General features: G+C 62.9%; 22 protein-coding genes. 12 read left to right on the top strand and 10 right to left on the bottom strand.

What is annotated here, in order from left to right; translation table 11 throughout:
- Positions 1 to 37: 37 nt before the first annotated feature.
- The 3 genes from ACZYTC_RS13450 to ACZYTC_RS13440 form a co-directional block, all read right to left on the bottom strand.
- Positions 38 to 388, bottom strand: coding sequence for an SDR family oxidoreductase (locus tag ACZYTC_RS13450; protein ID WP_488989792.1), 351 nt, complete (start codon positions 386 to 388; stop codon positions 38 to 40).
- Between the two features lie 352 nt (positions 389 to 740).
- Positions 741 to 1,097: a hypothetical protein gene (locus tag ACZYTC_RS13445; protein ID WP_488989791.1), complete on the bottom strand. Its 357-nt coding sequence runs from the start codon at positions 1,095 to 1,097 to the stop codon at positions 741 to 743.
- Positions 1,094 to 2,713, bottom strand: a complete 1,620-nt coding sequence (locus tag ACZYTC_RS13440; RefSeq protein WP_488989790.1) for an FAD-dependent monooxygenase — start codon at positions 2,711 to 2,713, stop codon at positions 1,094 to 1,096. Before ACZYTC_RS13440 ends, ACZYTC_RS13445 begins: the two co-directional genes overlap by 4 nt.
- Positions 2,714 to 2,811: 98 nt before the next feature.
- On the opposite strand from ACZYTC_RS13440, the gene ACZYTC_RS13435 reads away from it, so the two are divergent.
- A complete protein-coding gene (locus ACZYTC_RS13435; protein WP_434955592.1) occupies positions 2,812 to 3,249 on the top strand; it encodes a MarR family winged helix-turn-helix transcriptional regulator in 438 nt (145 codons plus the stop codon).
- Between the two features lie 114 nt (positions 3,250 to 3,363).
- On the opposite strand, the gene ACZYTC_RS13430 is transcribed toward ACZYTC_RS13435, so the two are convergent.
- Complete coding sequence (locus tag ACZYTC_RS13430) at positions 3,364 to 3,735, bottom strand: septal ring lytic transglycosylase RlpA family protein (protein ID WP_434955593.1); 372 nt, start codon at positions 3,733 to 3,735, stop codon at positions 3,364 to 3,366.
- Positions 3,736 to 3,946: 211 nt separating this feature from the next.
- Here ACZYTC_RS13430 and ACZYTC_RS13425 point away from each other — a divergent pair, with 211 nt between their 5' ends.
- The 4 genes from ACZYTC_RS13425 (at position 3,947) to ACZYTC_RS13410 (ending at position 8,455) form a co-directional block, all read left to right on the top strand.
- On the top strand, positions 3,947 to 4,891 hold the full coding sequence (locus ACZYTC_RS13425) for a mitochondrial fission ELM1 family protein (protein ID WP_441773742.1): 945 nt from the start codon (positions 3,947 to 3,949) through the stop codon (positions 4,889 to 4,891).
- A 13-nt stretch (positions 4,892 to 4,904) separates the two neighbouring features.
- Complete coding sequence (trxB, locus tag ACZYTC_RS13420) at positions 4,905 to 5,867, top strand: thioredoxin-disulfide reductase (protein WP_434955595.1); 963 nt, start codon at positions 4,905 to 4,907, stop codon at positions 5,865 to 5,867.
- A 194-nt stretch (positions 5,868 to 6,061) separates the two neighbouring features.
- Positions 6,062 to 6,952, top strand: a complete 891-nt coding sequence (locus ACZYTC_RS13415) for a LysR family transcriptional regulator (protein ID WP_434955596.1) — start codon at positions 6,062 to 6,064, stop codon at positions 6,950 to 6,952.
- A gap of 1,104 nt (positions 6,953 to 8,056) precedes the next feature.
- Entirely contained in the window at positions 8,057 to 8,455 is a 399-nt protein-coding gene (locus ACZYTC_RS13410) for a GFA family protein (RefSeq protein WP_441773743.1), read from the top strand.
- A 133-nt stretch (positions 8,456 to 8,588) separates the two neighbouring features.
- On the opposite strand, the gene ACZYTC_RS13405 is transcribed toward ACZYTC_RS13410, so the two are convergent.
- Positions 8,589 to 10,097, bottom strand: coding sequence for a winged helix-turn-helix domain-containing tetratricopeptide repeat protein (locus ACZYTC_RS13405; RefSeq protein ID WP_488989789.1), 1,509 nt, complete (start codon positions 10,095 to 10,097; stop codon positions 8,589 to 8,591).
- Between the two features lie 135 nt (positions 10,098 to 10,232).
- Between ACZYTC_RS13405 and ACZYTC_RS13400 the strand changes: the two genes are divergently transcribed.
- Positions 10,233 to 10,478, top strand: coding sequence for a DUF1127 domain-containing protein (locus ACZYTC_RS13400; protein WP_434955599.1), 246 nt, complete (start codon positions 10,233 to 10,235; stop codon positions 10,476 to 10,478).
- Positions 10,479 to 10,568: 90 nt separating this feature from the next.
- A complete protein-coding gene (locus ACZYTC_RS13395) occupies positions 10,569 to 11,219 on the top strand; it encodes a TIGR02466 family protein (RefSeq protein ID WP_434955600.1) in 651 nt (216 codons plus the stop codon).
- 12 nt (positions 11,220 to 11,231) lie between these two features.
- Here the strand turns inward: ACZYTC_RS13395 and ACZYTC_RS13390 are convergent, their stop codons facing one another.
- Both ACZYTC_RS13390 and ACZYTC_RS13385 read right to left on the bottom strand, forming a co-directional pair.
- Positions 11,232 to 11,984, bottom strand: a complete 753-nt coding sequence (locus tag ACZYTC_RS13390; protein WP_434955601.1) for an SDR family NAD(P)-dependent oxidoreductase — start codon at positions 11,982 to 11,984, stop codon at positions 11,232 to 11,234.
- A 102-nt stretch (positions 11,985 to 12,086) separates the two neighbouring features.
- A complete protein-coding gene (locus ACZYTC_RS13385; protein ID WP_454813286.1) occupies positions 12,087 to 12,734 on the bottom strand; it encodes a YiiX/YebB-like N1pC/P60 family cysteine hydrolase in 648 nt (215 codons plus the stop codon).
- Between the two features lie 211 nt (positions 12,735 to 12,945).
- Between ACZYTC_RS13385 and ACZYTC_RS13380 the strand changes: the two genes are divergently transcribed.
- Positions 12,946 to 14,007 (top strand): calcium:cation antiporter, encoded by a 1,062-nt coding sequence (locus ACZYTC_RS13380; protein ID WP_434955603.1) that lies wholly within the window; start codon positions 12,946 to 12,948, stop codon positions 14,005 to 14,007.
- Between the two features lie 24 nt (positions 14,008 to 14,031).
- Here ACZYTC_RS13380 and ACZYTC_RS13375 read toward each other — a convergent pair whose 3' ends face one another.
- On the bottom strand, positions 14,032 to 15,606 hold the full coding sequence (locus ACZYTC_RS13375) for an ABC transporter substrate-binding protein (RefSeq protein WP_488989788.1): 1,575 nt from the start codon (positions 15,604 to 15,606) through the stop codon (positions 14,032 to 14,034).
- 381 nt (positions 15,607 to 15,987) lie between these two features.
- Between ACZYTC_RS13375 and ACZYTC_RS13370 the strand changes: the two genes are divergently transcribed.
- Both ACZYTC_RS13370 and ACZYTC_RS13365 read left to right on the top strand, forming a co-directional pair.
- On the top strand, positions 15,988 to 16,539 hold the full coding sequence (locus ACZYTC_RS13370) for an AAA family ATPase (protein ID WP_488989787.1): 552 nt from the start codon (positions 15,988 to 15,990) through the stop codon (positions 16,537 to 16,539).
- Between the two features lie 141 nt (positions 16,540 to 16,680).
- Complete coding sequence (locus tag ACZYTC_RS13365) at positions 16,681 to 17,928, top strand: MFS transporter (RefSeq protein ID WP_434955606.1); 1,248 nt, start codon at positions 16,681 to 16,683, stop codon at positions 17,926 to 17,928.
- 18 nt (positions 17,929 to 17,946) lie between these two features.
- On the opposite strand, the gene ACZYTC_RS13360 is transcribed toward ACZYTC_RS13365, so the two are convergent.
- Both ACZYTC_RS13360 and dapA read right to left on the bottom strand, forming a co-directional pair.
- Entirely contained in the window at positions 17,947 to 18,363 is a 417-nt protein-coding gene (locus tag ACZYTC_RS13360) for a hypothetical protein (protein WP_434959606.1), read from the bottom strand.
- Between the two features lie 205 nt (positions 18,364 to 18,568).
- Positions 18,569 to 19,492 carry a 4-hydroxy-tetrahydrodipicolinate synthase gene (dapA, locus tag ACZYTC_RS13355; RefSeq protein ID WP_488989786.1) on the bottom strand — a complete coding sequence of 308 codons (924 nt, stop codon included), beginning with the start codon at positions 19,490 to 19,492 and terminating at the stop codon, positions 18,569 to 18,571.
- 414 nt (positions 19,493 to 19,906) lie between these two features.
- Between dapA and ACZYTC_RS13350 the strand changes: the two genes are divergently transcribed.
- Together ACZYTC_RS13350 and ACZYTC_RS13345 are read left to right on the top strand one after the other, a co-directional pair.
- Positions 19,907 to 20,821: a metallophosphoesterase gene (locus ACZYTC_RS13350; protein WP_488989785.1), complete on the top strand. Its 915-nt coding sequence runs from the start codon at positions 19,907 to 19,909 to the stop codon at positions 20,819 to 20,821.
- A 184-nt stretch (positions 20,822 to 21,005) separates the two neighbouring features.
- A complete protein-coding gene (locus ACZYTC_RS13345) occupies positions 21,006 to 21,857 on the top strand; it encodes an EamA family transporter (protein WP_481274116.1) in 852 nt (283 codons plus the stop codon).
- Positions 21,858 to 21,911: the final 54 nt, after the last annotated feature.

The following is a 21,911-nucleotide window of genomic DNA, read 5'->3' as shown; positions in this document are numbered from 1 at the left end:
CCCGCTGCTTCCAGGGTCGCCTCGGTCCTTGATGGCGTCATACATTAATTTGTTGGTCGGTCTGTTGATCACTACCCTTTCCTCCCAGCTTTCGGCCGGCGCAGGCTTCTCCTATTCCGTGACGGTTTCTGCATCTGCCTTCCGCCACGATTGTGAGCCGCGCTTCCTGGTTTGGCACGATCGCACTTTCGGGTCCGGATTTTCCGTATGCCCGTCTACGGCAATGATCATGCTTGGCGAACAGGAAGGTGCCCTCGAGATTGACCATCAGGCAATGCCGCCAATCCGCGACCTCGATATCCTCGATTGGAGCCGTGGGGCCGGCGATGCCGGCATTGGCGCACAAGACATCGAGCCCATCCCAGGAGGCGCGGATCCGCGCGAACAAGGCTGTGCGGCGGCCTCATCGCAGACGTCGAGCTGCTCGCGTTCCCAGACAGGCAGGCAGGAGGCCAGGGCGTCTGCGTCGATGTCGACGGCCCAGACATGCGTGCCCGCCTTATGAAACGTCTCGGCCATGGTCCGGCCGCTGCCGCTGTCTCCCGCCGTGATCAGAACGCGCTTGTCCATGGTGCTGCCCCCTTGGTTCGCCCGCCGGGCTAAGAGGAGGCTACGCTTGCGGGTGCCCGGCGCAGGGGCGGGAAGCGACGGAAAGCGTGCCTGCTACGACCTGAATCCGGGCTCCGACTGTCTCAGGGGCTATCGCCGCCTACGACCGCTGCTCAATGGTACAGGTCCCTTCAGCGCTGCCGAATTCCGGCCGCGAGCCACAGGCCGAACACCAGGACCGCCACCAGCACGGCGTGGAACATCTTGTCGCCGCTCGTCTGCGGTCCGATGCCGATGGCGATCATCACGGCGCCGACCAGCGTACCGAGAAGGGCAATGCCTTGGGCTGCGAGGGCGGTGAGGCGCACGAGGGACGGACGAGCCAAGGCGGTGACGAGACCCAACGCCAGCACCACGGCGATGATCCCCTCCGCAGTGGCGGCCCTCGAATGGAGCTCTCCAATGGGCAGGAGGCCGCCGTGTACCATGGAAGCGCCGGCAAAAAGTGCGATGTCGAGGGCGAGCAGGGTTGCGATCCGCACCGTCACGCCACTCGTTCCCCGTCTGCGGCCGCTCCCAGACCGAGGAGGCGCACAGCGGCGGACAGGGCTTCGGCGGGTTCGGTTTTCCCCTGAGGCGAACGCCAGGCGACGAAGCCGTCCGGCCGCACCAGCACCGCTCCATCGGGATCGAGGCCATAGGCGGTCGGCCAGCGGCCGTCGATGTCGACGATATCACTGTCCGGGCCGATGATCTCACAAGCGAGCGGCAGGGCGAACTGCTGGCGAGCCTCCTCCACGGCCTGGCGCCAGACAGCCTTGCTGGCCAGCAGCACGAAATCGCCGCCGAAGAGATCGAGGCTGGACAGGCGCCGCCCGTCGCATTCGAGCCAAAGATGCGGGGCGCGGGTGCCGGGCCGCCCCGCCAGCATCGTATGCGCCTCGAAGGGACCATCCGATGCAGGACCTGCGGGCAGAAAGGCACCGGCGTCGAAGCGCTGGCCGAATACGACGTCATAATCCGGCACGAGCGGTGCCGCCGGTGGCAAGCGCTTGGAGGGATCCTTGAACCAGCTTTGCAGGCGCGCGAGGGCCTGGGCCAGCGTCGCCTGCACAACAGGTCGGCGCTCGACGTCATAGCTGTCGAGCAGGCTCGGCCCCGCCTCGCCCTTCAGCACCATGGCCAGCTTCCAGGCAAGGTTGTGGGCGTCGTGAATGCCGGTATTGCCGCCGAAGGCACCGGTCGGCGGCATCAGATGGGCGGCGTCTCCGATGAGGAAGGTTCGGCCCTGGCGAAAGCGATCAGCAATGGACGCGGCAACGTCCCATGCCCTGACGTCGATCGGCTCTGCCTTGATGTCGGAGCGGCCGGCGGCGCGGATCGCGAGGTCGCGGCAGCGGACCGCGTCGAAGTCCTCCAAGCGCTCGCCCTTCTGCGGATAATATTGCAACGCCAGCAGCCAGCGACCGCCGGCCCGCGGCGTGACAGCGCCGTTGAGATCGGTGATGAAACAGGAAGTGAAGCGCCGCTCCTGCAGGATCGGCGGCAGGTCGGTATCGAAGATGATGCTGATCCAATGCTGCAGCGAGCCGGGGCCGCTGCAGCCGATGCCGAGCCGCTCGCGCATGCCACCATTGGCGCCGTCGGCCGCAATCGCATAGTCGGCGTACACGGCCTCCTCTTCCCCGCTGGCGAGGTTGCGGATGCGGGCGCGCACCCCTCGGGCGTCCTCGTCGAAACCTTCGAGTTGGCTGTTGAAGCGGATGTCTGCACCATGGTGTTCCGCATGGCGGCGCAGGATCGGTTCCAGCACGTGCTGGTCGCAGGTGGCAGGCTGGGTGGGGCTGAACGGATGGGCGTCCGGCCAGCCAAGTTCGCTCCAATGGATATCGGGGTCGGCGAGGTTTTTCGCCCGCGCAATGCCGCCACCTTGCTGATCGCCGGTCCGCTCGGCGCGAATTTCGGCCTCCAGGCCGATACTGCGAAAGATTTCCATGCTGCGCGGCGAGATGCCGGTGAATTTGTACTGGATCGAGGTGCCGGGGTGCCGCTCCACCACGAGGCAGCGTACGCCCCGACAGGCCAGCAGCGCGGCCGCGGTCAGACCGGTGAGGCCGCCGCCGACGATGAGCACCGACGTTCTGATTTCCGGTGTGGTTCCCATGGCTATCGTCTCCTTTTGATGTTATTTTGATTGACTAAAATATTTTAATAGTCAAATATTTTTATCGAACGAATTTTCGTGCCTTGGAGAATGCCCGCATGACGCCGTCGGATCGCAACCCTGAATCCGCGTCCGCGGCCTGGCGGCTGATGTTCGATTTTCTGATGCGCTCTTCGCCACAGCGGCTGGAGAGCCTGCACAGCCGCGGCCTGACCCCCAACGACTCACGGGTTTTATTCACGCTGGACCAGGAAGAGGCGCGTCCGATCGGCACGCTGGCGCGGCAATGGGGTTCCGATCCCTCGACGGCAACCTGGCTGGTTGATCGGTTGGAGCGGGCAGGCCTTGCCGAGCGCTCGCCGGCGCCTGGTGACCGCCGGGTGAAGCTGGTGCGGCTCACCGAAAAGGGAGAGGCGACCCGCAAGGCACTGATGGAGGAATATTATCGCACGCCGCTCGAGGTCGCGGCTCTTTCCGCCGGCGATCTGGAGGACCTGATCCGGATCTTCTCCAAATTGAACCAAAGCGGGGAATGATCAGGCCTCATTGCGGCGCTTGAAGTCCGGGCAACAGTAAAAAACAGCAACGACAAAAGAAAAAGGGCAGCCCGAAGGCCGCCCCAATTCGCTCGTCTTCTCTTTATTGCTCGCTTAGCGGGATGCGAGACGCTCCATCTTCACCTTGGCGGTGCCGGAGGACACCATGCCGACGGCGCGGGCCGCGCCGAGGGACAGATCGAGGACACGGCCCTTGGCGAAGGGACCCCGGTCGGTGATGCGCACCACGACCTTCTTGCCGTTGCGCAGGTTCGTCACCTGCAGCTTGGTTCCGAAGGGCAGGGAGCGATGCGCGGCAGTCAGGCCGCCCGGATTGAAACGTTCGCCATTGGCCGTGCGGCGACCGCTAAATTCCTTGCCGTAGTAGGAGGCCACACCGACGGAGTCAGCATAGCTAGTTCCCGTCATCGTTAGTAGAGTAATTGCTGCGGCAAAAAATGTAGCGTTCGTCGTTTTAGACGTCATTCAGTCAAGCTCTCAAATGTTGGGGATGTGCGGGGTTATAAGGTGAATTGTGTTCTCAATATGATTGACAAAAAAGCACCGATAAGCTCAGGGACTTAGCTTTATTGCCAGAGCTGTGAGACATTAGTCTCGACTGAATTTCGAGATGAAATTCGCTTCTGATTTGAGCCGTGATGGCGCGCGCCGGCAGGGACGTGCTAAGAGCGCCGTCATGGCTCTGATTTGGACCCTCACGGACGGCAAGGCGGGCGATGCTCTGCAGTGCCTCGGCGTCGCCGAGGCGGTGCTGGCGCAGGCCGGCGGTAGCATCGTGGAACACAAGGTATCACCGCGGCGCCTGTTCGCTCTTGCCATGCCCTGGGGACCGCCTGATCCCCTCGATCTCAAGGGACTGACGCCTCCCTGGCCGGATCTGGCCATCGCCTCCGGCCGGCGTGCCGTGCGCTATCTCGCCTGGCTGAAGCGGCGCTCGCCATCGACGCTCACCGTGTTCTTGAAGGATCCGCGCACGGGAACCGGTGCGGCTGACATCATCTGGGTGCCGGCGCATGACCGCCTGCGGGGTGCCAATGTGCTGGCGACGCTGACCTCGCCGCATCGGCAGGCACCGGCCGTGTTGGCGGCGGCACGCGCGGATGTACGCGCCGAACTGTTCGCCTTGCCGCAACCGCGCGTCGCCGTGCTGGCGGGCGGCCCCTCCAAGGACGTGGCCTTTGGCAGCGATGATGTCGACGGCTTCGTCTCGGCGCTGTCACGTCTGGCCGAAAGCGGGGCGGGGCTGATGGTCACGCCCTCGCGCCGGACGCCGCCCGCCATGGCGCAGGCGATCGCGCAAGCCCTCACGGGCAAGCCGGCCTGGATCTGGGACGGGAAGGGGGCCAATCCCTATGCGGAGATGCTGGCGTTGGCCGATGCTTTCGTGGTTACCGCCGATTCAGCCAACATGCTCAGTGAGGCGGCGGCGACCGGAAAGACCATCCATGTCTATCTGCCAAAAGGCGTTCCGGCCAAGATCATGCGGCTTGTCGATGGCCTGATTGCGCACGGGGCTGTGGTGAAGTTCGATGGGCATCTTGAAAACCACCCCTATGAACCCCTAGATTCAACCCCTTTGATTGCTCAAGAAATCCTCGCGCGCCTTCGCGCTGCATCCTGATTGGAACCCCGGTATGGCTACCCGTCACTCCAAGCTCATCATCCTCGGCTCGGGCCCGGCGGGTTATACCGCAGCGATTTACGCTGCGCGCGCCAATTTGTCGCCCCTGCTGATCTCCGGCATCCAGCCCGGCGGCCAGCTCACCATCACCACCGATGTCGAGAACTATCCCGGCTTTTCCTCGGTGATCCAGGGCCCCTGGCTGATGGAGGAGATGCGCAAGCAGGCCGAGCACATGGGCACGGGCATGGTTTCCGACCATATCTCCAAGGTCGACCTGTCGCAGCGTCCTTTCCGCCTGGAAGGGGATACGGGTGACGTCTATTTCGCCGATGCCCTGATCATCGCCACCGGCGCCCAGGCCAAATGGCTGGAAATGCCGTCGGAGGAGAAATTCCGCGGCTTCGGTGTCTCGGCTTGCGCGACCTGCGACGGTTTCTTCTTCCGCAACCGCAACGTCATCGTGGTCGGTGGCGGCAACACCGCGGTGGAAGAGGCGCTCTACCTCGCCAATATCGCGGCCAAGGTGACGGTGGTGCATCGGCGTGACCATTTCCGTGCCGAGAAGATCCTGCAGGACCGGCTGTTCAAGCATCCCAATATCGAGGTGGTCTGGAACAGCGCGCTCGACGAGATCGGCGGCAACGAGATCCCCCTGGGTGTCACCCACGTCAATCTGCGCAATGTCGAAACCGGCGTCGTGACCAAACACGATACGGACGGCGTCTTCATCGCTATCGGCCACAAGCCCGCCTCCGAGCTCTTTGCAGGACAACTTACCTTCAAGAATGGCGGCTATATCCAAACCGTTGTTGGTACGACGGCGACCAGCGTGCCGGGCGTCTATGCTGCGGGTGACGTTGCCGACGACGTCTATCGTCAGGCCGTCACCGCGGCCGGCATGGGCTGCATGGCGGCGCTCGAGGCGGAAAAATGGCTTGCTGCCGAGGAAGTCCACAGGGAAGCAGCGGAATAAATCGATTTCCGCCCTAAATTCGCCACCCGTTTCAAACTTCTAGGCAATCATCATATACTCTGCGCAAATCAGATCTTCGCGCGTCGCCAAATATGACGTTGAACCAAATACGACGTTGAATTCGGGCGGCGTTGAACCGAAGCAAAGCAAGGGTCGAAGCGCAGAATCTGGAGCGGGGCTGAACTGGGTGCTTCATGGATTGGGATAAGCTCAAGGTCTTTCACGCGGCTGCGGAGGCCGGCAGCTTCACGCATGCGGGCGACGTGCTCGGATTGTCGCAGTCGGCGGTCAGCCGGCAGGTCTCCGCTTTGGAGGGGGACCTGCGCACGCCGCTGTTCCATCGCCATGCGCGCGGGCTGATCCTGACCGAACAGGGTGAGATGCTGTTCCGCACCACCCAGGATGTCATGCTCAAGCTGGAAGCAGCGATGGGCGCCCTCAGCGACAGCCGGGAAAAGCCGAATGGCGAATTGCGCCTGACCACCACGGTCGGTCTCGGCACCTATTGGCTGACGCCGCGCATCGGGGAGTTTCTCGACCTCTATCCCGATATGCGTCTCAAGCTTCTGCTGACCGAGCAGGAACTCGATCTGGGCATGCGTGAAGCCGATGTCGCGCTGCGCATGCGCCAGCCCGAGCAGGGGGATCTCATCCAGCGCCGGCTTTTCACGGTGCATTTCCATGCCTATGCCGCGCCTGAATACATCAAGCGCTTCGGCCAGCCGCGCAGCATCGAGGATATCGACCGTCATCGCATCATCAGCTTCGGCGGTACGGCTGGCAGCTTTCTGCAGGCCATCAACTGGCTGAACACGGTGGGTCGTGATCCCAAGGATCCGCGCGAGCCGGTATTCGAGGTCAATAATCTGGGTGGCGTCAAGACCGCGGTGGAGAAGGGGGTCGGTCTCGCCGTGCTGCCCGATTATCTCGTCGGTCGCGAGTCGACGCTGGTCCAGGTGCTGACCGATGCGGAAATGCCGCAGCTCGAGACCTATTTCGTCTATCCCGAGGAGATGAAGAATCTGGCTCGTATCCAGGTTCTCAGGGATTTCCTGGTCAGCAAGGCCCAGCGCTGGGCCTTCTAGGCTCAAAGCCACTCATTCGAGCATCGTCGAGTTTGCACGATCTTTGTCCAGGGCAATCGGGTGAAGGCGTTTTGTCATCCTCAGCCCCGACTTGCTTTGCAAGTCGGGGCGGGGACGTGTTGCAGCGCGAAGCGCTGAAGTGCAGATCCGGGATCGCATGACGGAAAAAGCGCTCCTATCGGCTTGCGATCCCCGGACCTAACTATTGTTTGGTCTGACTGCGCCGCGTCATGAATGACGCAACGCGCGCGGGATGACCGCATGGGCGTTCATCCGATTGCCCTAATCTTTGTCATTGCCGGGCTTGACCCGATGCTTGGTTCCACGCCCGGCTTTTTGAATAGCGGGGTCAAATCCGGCTATGCCACATCGGAACGTTGCTCACTTAAGTGAATTTCGTGGCTGCTAAACCAGGTACGTCGGCCATCTTGCCTGTTTTTGCAGCAAGGGTGCATTGCGCGGCCGCCTGATCAAGGATTAGGCGAAGAGGGTGCGCATTTCAGTGGCAATTGCATCTATGCGCAGCACGCAGGGCCGGCATGTGAAAGAATGCATTGCAGCAGGGGGCCGGCAAATATAATCTCAGCCTTGTCAGACGTTCGGGCCATCATCCTCCCGGTGGCGACCTGGAGCATCTGACGTTCCCCTCTGGATGGTGACTTTTGGACTTTGTCCAAGCTACGGCCGGGTTCGTCCCGGCCGTCTTTTTTTGTCCAAAGCGCAAGACGGTAGCTTTCTACAGCCTGTTTCATCAGCACATTGCTACATGACAACTTTGTAACAACGCTGACAGGGAAAGTTTTTATTTCCTTCATTATTGGCGCGTGCCCTGATTGCAGGGCGTGATTCTGGATCGGGACGTGTCCAACCCCCTCAATGTCGATGGAAGAATGCTGCTTAGCCGGCATCTATGTACCGCTGGACGGTTCTGTCAGGATTGAACCCCGGCGAGCGCGGGAGCAGCAGGATTATGTTTTGGGCAGCTCGCCCCGGGATGCCCGGCGCGATTTGGCCGCAGGACAACCCACTCACAGGGAACGATAGTTATGGGCATGTGGTTCGTTGTAACCATCTGAATCGCTTGGTTTCTGGGGGAGGCGCAGCATGGACCGATTCACCGGTGGTTGCCTGTGCGGCAATGTCCGACTCGTGGCATCGGGACGCCCATATCGGGTCGGCCTTTGTCACTGTCTCGACTGCCGCAAACATCATGGGGCGCTTTTCTATGCTGCCGCCGTGTTCCCTCAGGAGGCGGTGATGATCGGTGGCGAGACCCGTGACTATGCGGGGCGGTTTTTCTGTCCTCGCTGCGGCTCGTCTGTTTTCGCCCGCAGTGGGGACGAAATCGAAGTGCATCTGGGGAGCCTCGATGCTCCTGACCAGTTGATGCCGACCTATGAAAGCTGGACCGTCCGTCGCGAGTCGTGGTTGCCGTCGTTTCCGCTCACGAAACGATATGAGCATGATCGTGAAGCCACGGGCCGCTTCGAGGACGAGGGCTAAAGCATTTTCCAGAAAAGTTGACAGACTTTTCGATTAAGAAAACGCGCCAAAGCAAAGAATTAGAGAAGAATGACGATTCGGAGAAAAGCCATTCTTCTCTAGAAAAATTGCGATTTCCGCGAATCGCGATTTTTCATGCCGGAAGACCGGCCTTTCGGCAGCCGTCGACGAAATGCTCGAGTGTCGTGGCGTCACGGAAGGGCTCCGTCTCGGCCCAATGGCGGATTGTGAAATGCGGGTTGCCGACGAGAAACAGTTCGACTTCCGCGCGGGCTTCGTCGAGCCGGCCCAGTTGGGCAAGGCTTGCCGCGAGGAAACGGCGCGAACTTGTACGATAGGTCTCGTCCCGGCGCAGGGTCTCGATCGCAGCTTCGTAGTCGCCGGCGGCATATTGCGCCTGGCCGAGCGTCAGATAGTACCAGCTCGCCGGAAACGGGTTCAGCCTGAAAGCCTTGCGGATATGCTCGAGGCCTTCCTCGACCCGCCCGGCCAGGACCGAGATGTCGGATAAAACAGCCCAGATGTCGGCCTCGTTCGGGTCGAGTTCGATTGCCTTGGCGAATTGAGCATCCGCCTCGGCGAAGCGGCGCTCATAGGCAAGCAGGTAAGCCAGGACCCACCGGCACCCGGCATCGTTTGGACCGAGCTCTACGGCCTTGCGTGCCAGCTCCAATGCAATGCCGCGGGACGCTTCGGTTGGCCCGCCCGAATGCACCCATCCCATCCAATGGTTCATGGCAAGCCAGCGGTACGGCTCCGCATAATCAGGATCGAGCGAAACCGCGCGCATGAGCATCAGATGCGCTTCCTGAGCCGTCTGCGGCGAATCATCCATCAATTTGCGCGCCCGCACGCACAGATCGTAGGCCTCGAGATTTCTGGGTGGATTGCGTGGCAGCGGCGCGCGCAGCCGGCCGAGCAAAGCTTCCACGATCTTGCCGGTGACCTCGTCCTGGACGGCAAAGATGTCTTCCAGGCCGCGGTCGAAGCGCTCGGCCCACAGATGGTCACCGCTTACGGCGTCGACCAACTGCGCGTTGATGCGCACGCGTCCGGCAGCGCGTCTTGCGCTGCCCTCCAGCAGGTAGCGCACGCCCAAATCCTGCGCGATGCCGCGTACGTCCATCGCCTTTCCCTTATAGGCAAAGGCCGAGTTGCGGGCGATGACGAACAGGCCCGAGATCCCCGACAGGTCGGTGATCAGGTCCTCGGTCAGCCCGTCGGTGAAGGATTCCTGCTCGGGATCGTTGCTGACATTCACGAAGGGCAGCACGGCTATCGATGGTTTGCCGGGCAAAGGCAGGGGCTTTCGCTGCTCTCGACCAAGCTGTTCGACGGCGCCGGTGAACCGGTAGCCGACGCGAGGAACCGTGACGATCCATTCGCCACCATCGGCGGCCGGGCCGAGGAGCTTGCGCAGTTGCGCGATCTGGACGGTGAGATTGCCTTCCTCGACCGCCATGCCCGGCCAGGCCGCATCCATCAACGCGGCCTTGCGCAGGATCTCGCGGGGGTTTTCGACGAGGGCCGCGAGCAACTTCAACCCGCGATAGCCAACGGCAACGGGAGCCTCGTCCCGAAGGAGCGTTCCCGCGCCGGAATCGAGCACGAACGGACCAAAGGCAAAGCGCGATCCCTGCATGGGGCGCAATCTATAGCCCTTTTGGAAGTTTTGAGAACTATTTGGGAAAGCTTAAGTACGACGCCGTTCGTATCCCGCAGAATTCAACCTCATTCAGGTCGAGGGTCCCCAGACCCGAACCCTATGGAGGTTGTCATGAACGATATTCCCACCCTTGGTTCGGCGCCGCATCAGGCGGCATGGTCAGGACCGTGTGACATGCCGCGCCGGCGCTTCAGCCTGGCGATGCTGCCGAGAATGATCGCGGCCTGGCGCAAGCGGATCTATTTTCGCAGGGACCTGGAGGAAATGGCGAAAGCCAATCCCCATTTGATCGACGATATCGGCATGAAGAAGTGGCAAGTCGAGACAGAGATCGCCAAGCACTTCTGGGAACGATAGGGGAATGTTCCGGCAACGCCCCCAGCCTGTCGAGGGGCATCTGGGAGCCCGGCTTTGGCCGACTGAAATCCCGCTCAGATGATAAGCGGCTTGACAGGCGAGCCTTCGCTCGGCCACTTCCTCGCCATGGCCGAGATCAAGACCCTTTTCGTTACCAAGCTCTACCGTGCCGAACTCGGCGAGGCGCAGGCGCCGCTCGCCGAGATCGACGCAACCTGCCGCTCCCTTGCCGAAGACGACGAGGCCGGTCAGGCCTGGTGCCACAAGCACGGCTATCCAGGCTATACCTCCTACGCTTCCCTGAACGACCTGCCCTGGCGCTTTCCGGCGATCAAGCAACTTGTGAAGGCGCTCGATGGCCATGTCGCTGTCTTTGCCAAGGAGCTCGAATTCGATCTTGGCCGCGACAAGCTCAAGCTCGACGACATCTGGGTCAATGTGCTGCCGGAGGGCGGTGTGCACACCTCGCATATCCACCCGCGCTCGGTGATCTCGGGCACCTATTATGTGGCCACGCCCAAGGGCTCCAGCGCGCTCAAGCTGGAGGATCCGCGGCTCGGCCTGATGATGGCGGCACCCCCGCGCAAGGCCAAGGCTGGCGGGGAACAGCGGCCCTTCGTCTATGAGGCGCCCCAGGCCGGCACGGTGCTGCTGTGGGAGAGCTGGCTGCGCCACGAGGTGCCGATCAACCAGGCGGACGAGGAGCGAATCAGCGTCAGCTTCAATTATCGTTGGCGCTGAGGCGGGCCCGACTCAATAGGTAGCGCGGCCGCCAGAGGCATCGAAGACCGCGCCGGTGGCAAAGGAGCATTCTTCGCTCGCGAGCCAGGCGATCATGGAAGTGACTTCATCGACCTTGCCGAATCGGCCCATCGGGATCTTGGACAGCATGTAGTCGATATGGGCCTGCGCCACCTGCTTGAGAATGGGCGTATCGATCGTGGCCGGCGCGATGACATTGGCGGTGACGCCGCTCTTCGCCAGTTCCTTGCCCAGCGCCTTGGTGAAGCCGATCACCGCGGCTTTCGAGGCCGAATAGGCCGAAGCGGTGGGATTGCCTTCCTTACCCGCAATCGAGGCCAGATTGACGATGCGGCCATAGCCGCGCTTCTTCATCATCGCCGCGATGAAACGGTTGGCATAGAACAAGCCGTTCACATTGATCTCGAAGATGCGCTTCCATTCGTCGATCGGATAGTCGATCACAGGTGCGTTGCGCCCGGCGACACCGGCCGAGCAGATGAGCGCATCGATCTGGCCGAGATGGCGTTCGGAGGTCTTGGCGGCGGCCTCCACCGCCTCCGGATTGGTGACGTCGACCACCAGGCCAAAAGTGCCCGAGCCGATCTGCGCTTTCGCCGCGTCGATACGGGTGGCGTCGACGTCCCAGATCATGATCCGACCGCCCTCGGCGGCAATGCGCCTGGCGCTGGCGAGGCCGATGCCGGACGCCCCGCCGGTGATGACGGCGCTTCGGCCTTTGAAACGATCGGCGAAGAGGGCCATGGCAGCGCTTTCTCCCGATGGTGACGGCAGGATGACATCCTATTGCACCGCCGCCGCCCTGCAAGCCGGAAATCCTCCCATTTCTCGCGCCGGTTCATTTCCTCAAAGATTGCCTCCGACCCGCACGACCTGGCTGTCGCGGGCGATGCTGACGGGGGTAACGATGCCCTGATGCTGGATCAGAGTCCAACAGGCCGCGGCATTCCCCGCCGCGCCCCTGCAATCGGGATGACTGGCCCAGCGCGTGGCGAAGAGCGCCTTTACCGCAGGGTTGCGCACGGACAGATTACCGAAACGCTCGACGCGCCCAAGGCTGATGCCGACGCTCCTGAAGGCGTCGTAAGGCAATTCGCTGCAATAGATGGCGTCCGGATCGAGGCGAAAATAGAGATCATAGGGCCGGCCGAGATAGGTCCGCGCCGCTGCGACGGCGGCATCCGCCTTGGCTGGAACGAGCTGGCGCAGCCTGTAAACGGCGAAGCGGCCCTTCGCGCCGCGGGCAAGGAAAGCCTTGAGCGGTGTTTGACGAACGACATCGGCCGCCTCGATCACCACCGGTCCTGCGGGCGTGAGGGAGATGATGCCCATATGCGTGTAGGTGCTGCCCGAGGCCAGGCGGATCGCCTCGCTCTGCGGGCTTTTCGATTGCTGGAAGACAAGGTCGCCCTGACGCAAGGGGGGGAGGTTTTCTGCCAGAGCCTGGCCTGCCGTCAGCGCAAGGGCGATCGAGAGAAGGGTTGTTGCGCGCATCGGCCCTCCGGCATTGTGGCGCGAAGGGTAGGCAACGGAATGCTGCCTGTCGAGCCTGCATGGTATGGAAAATCCGTGCATGTTCGTGATGCTGCCACGCGAACGCAGACCGCTCCTCTGTTCGAAACGCCGCTTCTTGGGGAGCAAGATTGACCTTCCCTTGCGTCTTCGCGTCGGGCTATGAAACCTATATGGCTTCGCGGGAGGTTCCATGCTGTCGAAACGCGATTTCGTGACGCTCGCCATCGCAGGGGGGGCATCAGCCGCCACGGGTATCGCCAGCCGTACCGGCTCTTCGCAAATCCTCGTCTTCGTCATCGGCGCCGTGGCTCTTGCCGGGCTGGCCTCGCTGATCGGCGAGGCCACCGACCATCTCGGGCGCTATCTCAGCCCGGCCGCCACTGGCATCGTGCAATCGGCGGTCGGCAATCTGCCGGAATTGTGCGTGTGCATCTTCGCGCTGCGGGCCGGGCTGATCGAGGTGGTGCAGGCTTCGCTGATCGGCTCGATCCTCGGCAACAGCCTGCTGGTGCTCGGCATCGCCTTCATCGCCGGCAGCGCCCGCCACAAGGTGCTGGTCTTCGATGCGGCGGGGCCGCGTATGATCGCGGCGCTGCTGCTTCTGGCCGTTTCCGCGCTGATGCTGCCGACGCTGGCTTCGGTGATGCATCTGCCGGCGGGCGCCCATGAAGACAAGCTGGCGTTGGTTTGTGCCGGTGTCCTGCTCCTGGTCTTCCTGGTTTCCGTCAAGGTCATGCTCGGCGGCAGCGAGCGCACTGTGCCGGCCGAGGCGCATGGCCAGCAGGAGGCCGGCTGGCCGCTCTGGCTGGCATTGACCATCCTGGCTCTTGCCGGCGTCGCCGCCCTGTTCGTGTCCGACTGGTTCGTCGAGGCGCTGAACCCGGCCATCGAGACGCTCGGCATTTCCCAGGCCTTCGCTGGCCTTGTCATCGTGGCGATCGTTGGCAATGCGGTGGAGAATGTCGTGGGCATCCAGTTCGCCCTGCGCAACCAGGCCGAACTCGCCATAAGCGTGATCCTGAACTCCTCGCTGCAGGTGGCGCTCGCCCTGATTCCCGTGCTGGTCTTCGTCAGCTACGCCATGGGCGGGACGCCCTTCACCCTGGTGATCCCGCCGATGCTGGCCGTGGCCCTGATGCTGTCGGCCATCATCGGCGTGGTCGTCACGGCGGACGGCCGGGCCGACATGGCGGATGGCGCTGCCCTTATCGGGCTCTACGTCATCATCGCCGCGATCTTCTGGTGGGGGTAGGGCGCTTGGCAGCGCCCTCCCGGCTCAGGCGAACCACGCCTTTTCGGCGACCCGCTGGTCGCACATGTCGAAACGGGCGTGGGGCGCCACGCCCGCCACCTTCTTGGCGTAGCCGTCGAGATAATCGCTGACGGCAAAACAGATCGTGCCGCCGTCATCGTGGATCATTGTCTGGGCCTCGGCATACATCGCCTTTCGCTTGGCCTCGTCCTCCTCCACGCGTGCGGCGATCACCAGCTTGTCGAAATCGGGACGCCGCCAATGGGTGTCGTTCCAGGCAGCGTTCGACAGGAAGGTCTGCGAAAGCTGAATGTCGATAGCGGGGCGATCGGCCCAGTAGACGGCGCAGAAAGGTTCCTTCAGCCAGATGTTCGCCCAATAGCCGTCGGACGAGACGCGCGTGACCGTGAGCTCGATGCCGGCCTGCTTCATAGCCTCCTGATAGAGCACCCCCGAGTCGGTGGCGCCGCTGAAGGCGCCCTCGGATACCTTGAGCTCCAGCTTGGGGCTGCCGGCCTTCTTATAGTGGAAGGCGGCCTTCTCGGGATCGTAGGATGTCTGCGCCAGGTCCTTGGCGAAGTATTTGTTCGTCGGGCTGATGGTGATGTCGTTACCGACCGTGGCATAGCCCTGATAGACGGTATCGACGATCTTCTTGCGGTCGATGCCATATTTGAGGGCCCAGCGCAGGTCCGCATTGGCAAACGGCTCGGTGTCACACAGCGCCACGAAGCAATAGCGATTGCCGGTGCCCTTGGTCTGCACCACGCTCACATCGGGCGAACTGGTCACCAGGTCCATGGTCTTGGGATCGAGCCGGTTGATGGCATCGACCTGGCCCGAGATAAGCGCCTGCAGGCGCGACGCTGAATCGCCGATATATTGCAGTTCGACGGCGTCGAAATTGCCGCAGCCCTCCTTCCAGTAATGGCCGCTGTTCTTGGTGACCACGCGCACGCCGGGCTCGAACACTTCAAGCTTGTAGGCACCCGTGCCATCCGGCTTGGAGAAATCCTTGAATTCGTTGGGAATGCCGAGGATGTGGAAATCGGTGAGATTGTAGGGCAGGTTGAGATTGCCCTCGCCCAGGGTGATCTGGATCTGGCTGGGCGAGAGCTTCTTGATTTCGGTTATACCAGACAGCACATCCTTGGCGGCGGATTTGGTGTCGCCGCGATGCAGGTTGATCGAATAGATGATGTCGTCGGCATCCAGCGTCTTGCCGGAATGGAAGGTGACGCCCTTGCGCACATTGAAGATCCATTCCTTGGCGCCGGGCTTGTATTCCCAGCTCTCCAGCAATTCGCCGACCGCGTTGCCATTCTTGTCGACTTCGATCAGTCCGTTCCAGATCTGGTAGCTGTAACTGACAGGGATGGAATCGGCGACGGCGCGCGGATCGAGGGTGTCCGATGCCGAGCCGCCCTCCATGCCAAGCCGCAGCGTGCCGCCCTTCTTAGGCGTCTCGGCGGCCAGGGCCGGCCCTCCGAAAGGTCCGATCAGGCTGTAGCCGAGGCCGAGCGCGGCGGCTCCTTTCATCAGTTCGCGGCGATCCACGATCAAGCCTTGCGCTCCCGACTTGCCGATCCTGTCTGTCATGCCTGGCTTTCCCCTGTGATGGACGGATGGGCTTGGCCGCGGGCGGCATACCCTTCACCTGACCATCGTGTTGCCTTGGGTCCGTTACGAATGACCCATAAGCGACGCTGCCTTTGGAGGGGGCGACGATATCGCGTCTTTGCTGGCTCCGAGGGAGAGACGAGAACCGAGGGGCTTTCGGCCGGGCCTGGCGCGGTGTAGGCTGAAAGCCCGAGGTGCCCGGCGAACCATGCCCGGCTGACCCTCGCGCGAAGGCTGATGCCACGCGCCCAAAGTGCGGATCGAAAGCCCTATCCCCATTTTCTGGCCCACTCGTGCCGCCGCCTGGCGTTGCGAGTTCCATCCGAACCCTTGTTATCATTATCGAGAGGAGATCGAGCCTTGTCTCAGATCGATCGTTTCGTCGTCGTCACCGGGGGCCCGGGGGCAGGCAAGACCAGCCTGATTTCGGCCCTGGCGGCCGAGGGGCTGCGTGCCATGCCCGAAGCGGGCCGCGCCATCATCCAGGATCAGGTCGCCATTGACGGCAATGCCCTGCCATGGGCCGACCGCGCGGCTTTCGCCGAGCTGATGCTGGCGTGGGATCTGCGCTCTTATCGTGAGGCGCGGGGGCTCGACGGCCTGGTGCTGTTCGATCGCGGCATTCCCGACGTGATCGGTTATCTCCAGCTTTGCGGCCTGACGGTGCCGGAGCCGACCCGGAAGGCCGCCGCGCTCCGGCGCTATCGTGCGCAAGTCTTCATCGCGCCGCCCTGGCCGGCGATCTATGCCGGCGATGCCGAGCGCAAGCAGAGCCTGGAGGAGGCGCAGGCGACACATGAGGCCATGCTGCGGGTCTATGCCAGCCTCGGCTACGAGTTGGTGTCGCTGCCGCTCCTGCCCGTCGCCGAACGGGCGGCATTCATGTTGCGAGAACTGGGGCAGGGCGCATGAGGCGCTGGTTCAGAAGGTCAGCCATGCTTTGTTCGATCTGGCGAAGCCGGGACGGAAGCTGCTATAGCCTGACCATTGCACGCCGTCCGGTCGGTGAAACAAGCATATTCAGGATAATATTCCGGAACGAGGAAACTCCCCGTGTCAGCTTTGCCCCGTGAGGCCGATAGGCCTGGCGACGTCGATTCCGCCTATTCCTGGCTGCGTCTGGTTCTCACTCTCATCCTTGGTACGGTGGCTTGTGTCGGCAACTGGTCAGTGGTGGTCGTGCTGCCGACTCTGCAAGTGGAGTTCGACACGCTGCGGGGCGGTGCCTCCTTGCCCTATACCTGCACCATGCTGGGCTTTGCCGTTGGCGGGGTCGTCATGGGCCGCCTGGCCGATAGGGCCGGCATCGTCGTGCCGATCCTGATCGGGGCGGTGCTGCTCTGCGCTGGCTATGTGCTGGCCGCCTTTACCTCCAATATCTGGCAGTTCGCTGCCCTCTCGATTGTGATCGGCCTGGGTTCGGCTGCCGGTTTCGCGCCGCTGATCTCAGACCTTTCGCATTGGTTTCGCAAGCGCCGGGCGCTGGCGGTGACGTTTGCAGCTTCGGGCAGCTATCTTGCGGGCGCCGTCTGGCCGCTGGTGATCGAGCACTTCCAATCCGATTATGGCTGGCGTGCCACCCATATCGGCATCGGCCTGTTCGCGCCTGTTGCAATGGTGCCGCTCGCTTTGGCGTTGACCCGCCGGCCCGCGACCACCACTTATGCGGCTGCCGAGGCCGCGACGGAGGCCGCCCGCGGAGAACTCGGTCTTTCGGCGAATGCCCTGCAGGCGATCCTGGTGGTGGCCGGCTTTGCCTGCTGCATGGCGATGTCGATGCCGCAGGTTCACATCGTCGCCTATTGCGGGGATCTCGGCTATGGCGTGGCCATCGGGACCCAGATCATCGCGCTCATGCTGGGCCTGGGCGTCGTCAGCCGCCTTGCTTCCGGCGTGGTGGCCGATCGCATCGGCGCCGGGCCGATGCTGCTGATCGGCTCCGCCATGCAAGGGGCGGCGCTGCTGCTCTATCTCTTCTTCAACAGCCTCTCTTCGCTCTGGGTGATCTCGGGCCTGTTCGGCCTGTTCCAGGGCGGCATCGTGCCGATGTATGCGGTGATCATCCGCCAATTCCTGCCGCCGCGCGAGGCCGGTGCCCGCATCAGCCTGGTGCTGATGGCAACCGTGCTCGGCATGGCCTGCGGGGGGCTCGCTTCGGGCTTCATCTATGACGCCACCCAGTCCTACCGGCTCGCCTTCCTGCACGGCTTCCTGTGGAATGTGGTGAACCTCGTCCTGGTGGGCTGGCTGATCCTCTGGCCGAAACGGCGCCAGCGCAGCAAGGCGGCAATGGCGCGCTGAGCAGCCTTTGCCGGCCGCTCAGTCGTTCATGGCGATATCCGTCAGCAGGAAGCCCGCGGCTGTCCTGGTGAACACGAAGATGTTGTCACCGCAGCCGATGGAAAAGGTGTGGTTGCCGTCTCCATCGCGATCATGGACCGGCTTTTCGCGCTGCAGGCAGGCTCTGGTCTTGGCGGTGAAATCAGGCTTGTAGACCTTGGCACGAAACTGCGCGGCATCGGCGATGGCGGCGTCATTCTGAAATGGCAGTTTCGCCATGCCGGCGATGGCTGCTGCATCATTGGCCTTCAGCGCAGCCCGGAATTTCGCGATGAAGCCGTTGAATTCCTTCTGTGCGGCGGCAGATGCCGCCGCGCTTTTCGGCTCCTGGGCGGAGGCCGGGATGATGGACAGCAAGGCGGCTGCCAGCGCGACACACGATACCAGTTTCATCATCACGCTTCCCCTCCGCCGGCTGTTTTGAAGCCTACACCCGCGCCGCGAACCGTCAATCCCTCGCGCCTTCCCCTGTGTGTACGACGGACCAAGTCCCGTGTAGTTCACTCGTGAGTTTTCGAGTCTGCGGAACCTTTGTCGTTGCCGGGTCAAGCCCGGTTATGACAAATCGGAGTGTCTCCTCCTCAAATGAATTGCATTGAGACTAAGCCGCCGACTTCAGGCGGTCGATCACGCCGTCGAGGCGGGCGGCGAGCGCGGCGCTTACCGGGGTCATCGGCAGCCGCAATTCCCCGCTGTCGATCAGGCCCGTGCGCCAGAGCCAGTACTTGAGCGCAGCGGGATTGGGTTCGGCAAAGAGCAGCGGCACAAGCTCGGCAAGGGAGCGCCAGGCGATGTCGGCGGCCGGTTCATCGCCGAGAGCGAAGGCGTCTCGGATGGCGATGAAGCTGGCGGTCTCGAGATGGGCGGAGGCGAGGATGGCACCATCCGCGCCGGCAGCCAGGGCAGCGTGGTAGAAGGCATCCTCGCCCGTCAGCACGGAAAAGCCGGGTGGCCGGAGCCGGATCAACTCGGCCGATTGGGCGGGATCGGCGCAGCAATCCTTGGCGCCGACGATGTTGGGCCGTTCGGCGAGCCTGAGCATCGCCTCGTTGCCCAGATTTACGCCGGTGCGGTAGGGAATGTTGTAGATCAGGATCGAGTGCTGGGTGCTATCCGCCAGCGCATTGAAATGGGCAATCAGCCCGGCTTGGGACGGCCTGCTGTAATAGGGGCAGGCAATAAGGCAGCCCTCGATCGGCCAGTCTCCCAGGCGGGGGAGGCGCTTGGCGAGCTTGCGTGTATCGCTGCCCGAAAGGCCGAGATAGAGCGGCAGTCGGCGGCCTTGCCGGGTAAGCTCGTCGGCGCTGACCTCGACAAGCTGCCGCGTTTCATCCTCGTCCAGTGTCAGGCTTTCGCCCGTGGTGCCGGCGAGAACGAGGCCATCCAGTCCGAGCGTGCCGTAATGGCGGATGAGACGTCTCAGCGAGGCCTCGTCGAGCGCGCCGTCGCGGAAGGGCGTGATCAAGGGCAACCACAAGCCCTGCGGGGAGGCCAGCGATCGGGCGGAAGAAGAGGGGATTTCCATGGATCATCTCCGATTTGCCGGAGACGGCAGCAAAAAAGAACCCCGTCGAACCGGCGGGGTACATTTTCGATCTTGGTTCGCTGCTTATGGCGCGCGCGACGATCACCTGCCCCCGATGAGGAGGTGCTGTTTCGAAGCGGAAAAGGTGATGTAAGCGCAGGCCATGTTTTAAACTGACAGGGGGGCCAGTGCCTTGTCAAGCGGGTCACTCCCGTCGTGTATGGGCATCATTCCCGGGAGCGCGGATGTTCTTGCCCGTTCTTGGAAGTGCTGTGTCTGTTGGAAAGATGCGGATCGTCCGACACTCACTCGAGTATCGTCCGACACTCACTCGAGTGTCGCGGGGACGTCCGCGCTCTTTGAGGCGGCATTTCATCGGGACGCAAAAAAACATGGAAGAACAGGAAGTTGACAATGGAATTTGATGTAATCGGCGACATCCACGGCCATGCCGATGCATTGCACAGGCTGCTGGCGAAGCTCGGCTACGGCGAGGCGCGCGGGGTCTATCGGCATGCCGACCGCAAGACGATCTTCCTGGGCGATTTCATCGATCGCGGGCCGGAACAGGTCGAGGTCCTGCGTGTCGTCCGCGCCATGGCCGGAGCGGGGACCGGCCGAGCGATCATGGGCAACCACGAGTTCAATGCTCTCGGCTGGGCCACGCCGGACGGCGCCGGTGGCTTCCTCCGGCCCCACACCGAAAAGAACGAGAAGCAGCATGCCGCCTTTCTCGCGCAGATCGGACAGGGATCACCGGCCCATCGCGAGGCATTGACCTGGTTTGCGTCCCTGCCGGTGTGGCTTGATCTTGGCGGCCTGCGGATCGTGCACGCCTGCTGGCATGGAGCCTCGCAGGCCTGCCTGGCCGAGACCTGTCTCGATGCAGCCGGATGCTTTCATGACGAGGGCCTGCGCAAGGCCTATCGCGGGGGCACGCCGGAACATCTCGCCGCCGATATCCTGCTCAAGGGGCCGGAGGTGCGGCTGCCCGGCGGGCACTCTTTCCGCGACAAGGACGGCCACACCCGGCACGAGGCTCGCCTGCGCTGGTGGGATCGGGCGGCGACGACTTTCCGGCTCGCGGCCCTGGGGCTGGATGAACGAAGAAGCGAACTGCCGGACGATCCCATACAGTCCGATTATCACTATCAAGAATCCGTGCCGGTGATGTTCGGCCATTACTGGATGTCGGGCCGGCCGCAATTGTTGTCGCCAACGGCGTCGTGCCTTGATTTCAGCGTTGCCAAGGGCGGTGTGCTGACCGCCTATCGCTGGTCCGGCGAAGCGGTTCTCTCCAACGACAAGCTTGTTTGGGTGGCGGCCTGAAGGCTCACGCGAAACGTCGCACCCCGCGAAGCGGCTTTGACATCAAACTGTCATAATGAGAAGGAGAGCGCTGAAAGCGCAGGCAAAATCGACGCTGCGCTTTGCCGGCCCCTCCTTTGCGTATCACCGGTCAGCGGCCCCTTTGCCGTCTGTCGGGCGCTTGATGTCCTGAAGTCGCTCCCCCATGGAATTGCAACTCCCCGTCTTCCTGGCCGTGCTGACCGCGGCGGCCCTGCACGCCGGGTGGAACGCGCTGGTCAAGATCAAGCTCGACCCCTTCCTGGCGATGACGCTGATCGCGGTGTCCTGCGGGGTCATCGCCTTGCCGGCGCTGGCGATCACCGGGCTGCCCAACAAGGAAGCCTGGATGTGGGTGGCCCTGTCGACGGTTCTGCACCTTGGCTATTACCTCTTCCTGGCCGAGGCCTATCGTCGTGCCGACATGAGCCAGGTCTATCCAATTGCCCGCGGAGCCGCGCCGCTGGCCACGACGGCGATTTCCCTGGTTTTCATTCATGATCCGATGACCCTGGGCAACGTCGCCGGCATTGCCGTGCTTGGGTTGGGGGTCCTGCTGATTTCGCTCAAGGGGCAGCGCGGCTCACTGGTCCCGAACCGGACAGCCGTGATCTATGCCCTGCTCACCGCCGTCACCATCTCGCTCTACACCATCGTCGACGGCATCGGCGCACGTGCTGCGGGGAGCCCCAATTCCTATGCGGCCGCACTCTTCACGCTCGATGCCTATCCGATGCTGGCGATATGCCTTTGGCGCAAGGGGTGGACGGGCGTGCGTCCCGCCTTGAAATTCCTGGTGCCGGGATTCGCAGGCGGGGCGATGTCGCTCGCCGCCTATTGGATCGTGATCTGGGCGATGACGGTGGCGCCGATCGCCCTGGTTGCCGCCACGCGCGAGACCAGCGTGCTGTTCGGCGGCCTGATCGCCATGGTCTTCCTGAAAGAGCCCCTTACACCGGTGCGCGGGTTGTCTGCCCTGCTGATCCTGGGGGGCCTCGTGCTGATGCGGCTGGGGTAGGGAGGCGGAGCGGCTGGGACGTCCGCGGTCCCAGCCTTGGCGTTATCGGAGCGG

Source organism: Labrys sp. F242 (assembly GCF_057813875.1).
This window is presented reverse-complemented; position numbering and strand designations above follow the sequence as displayed.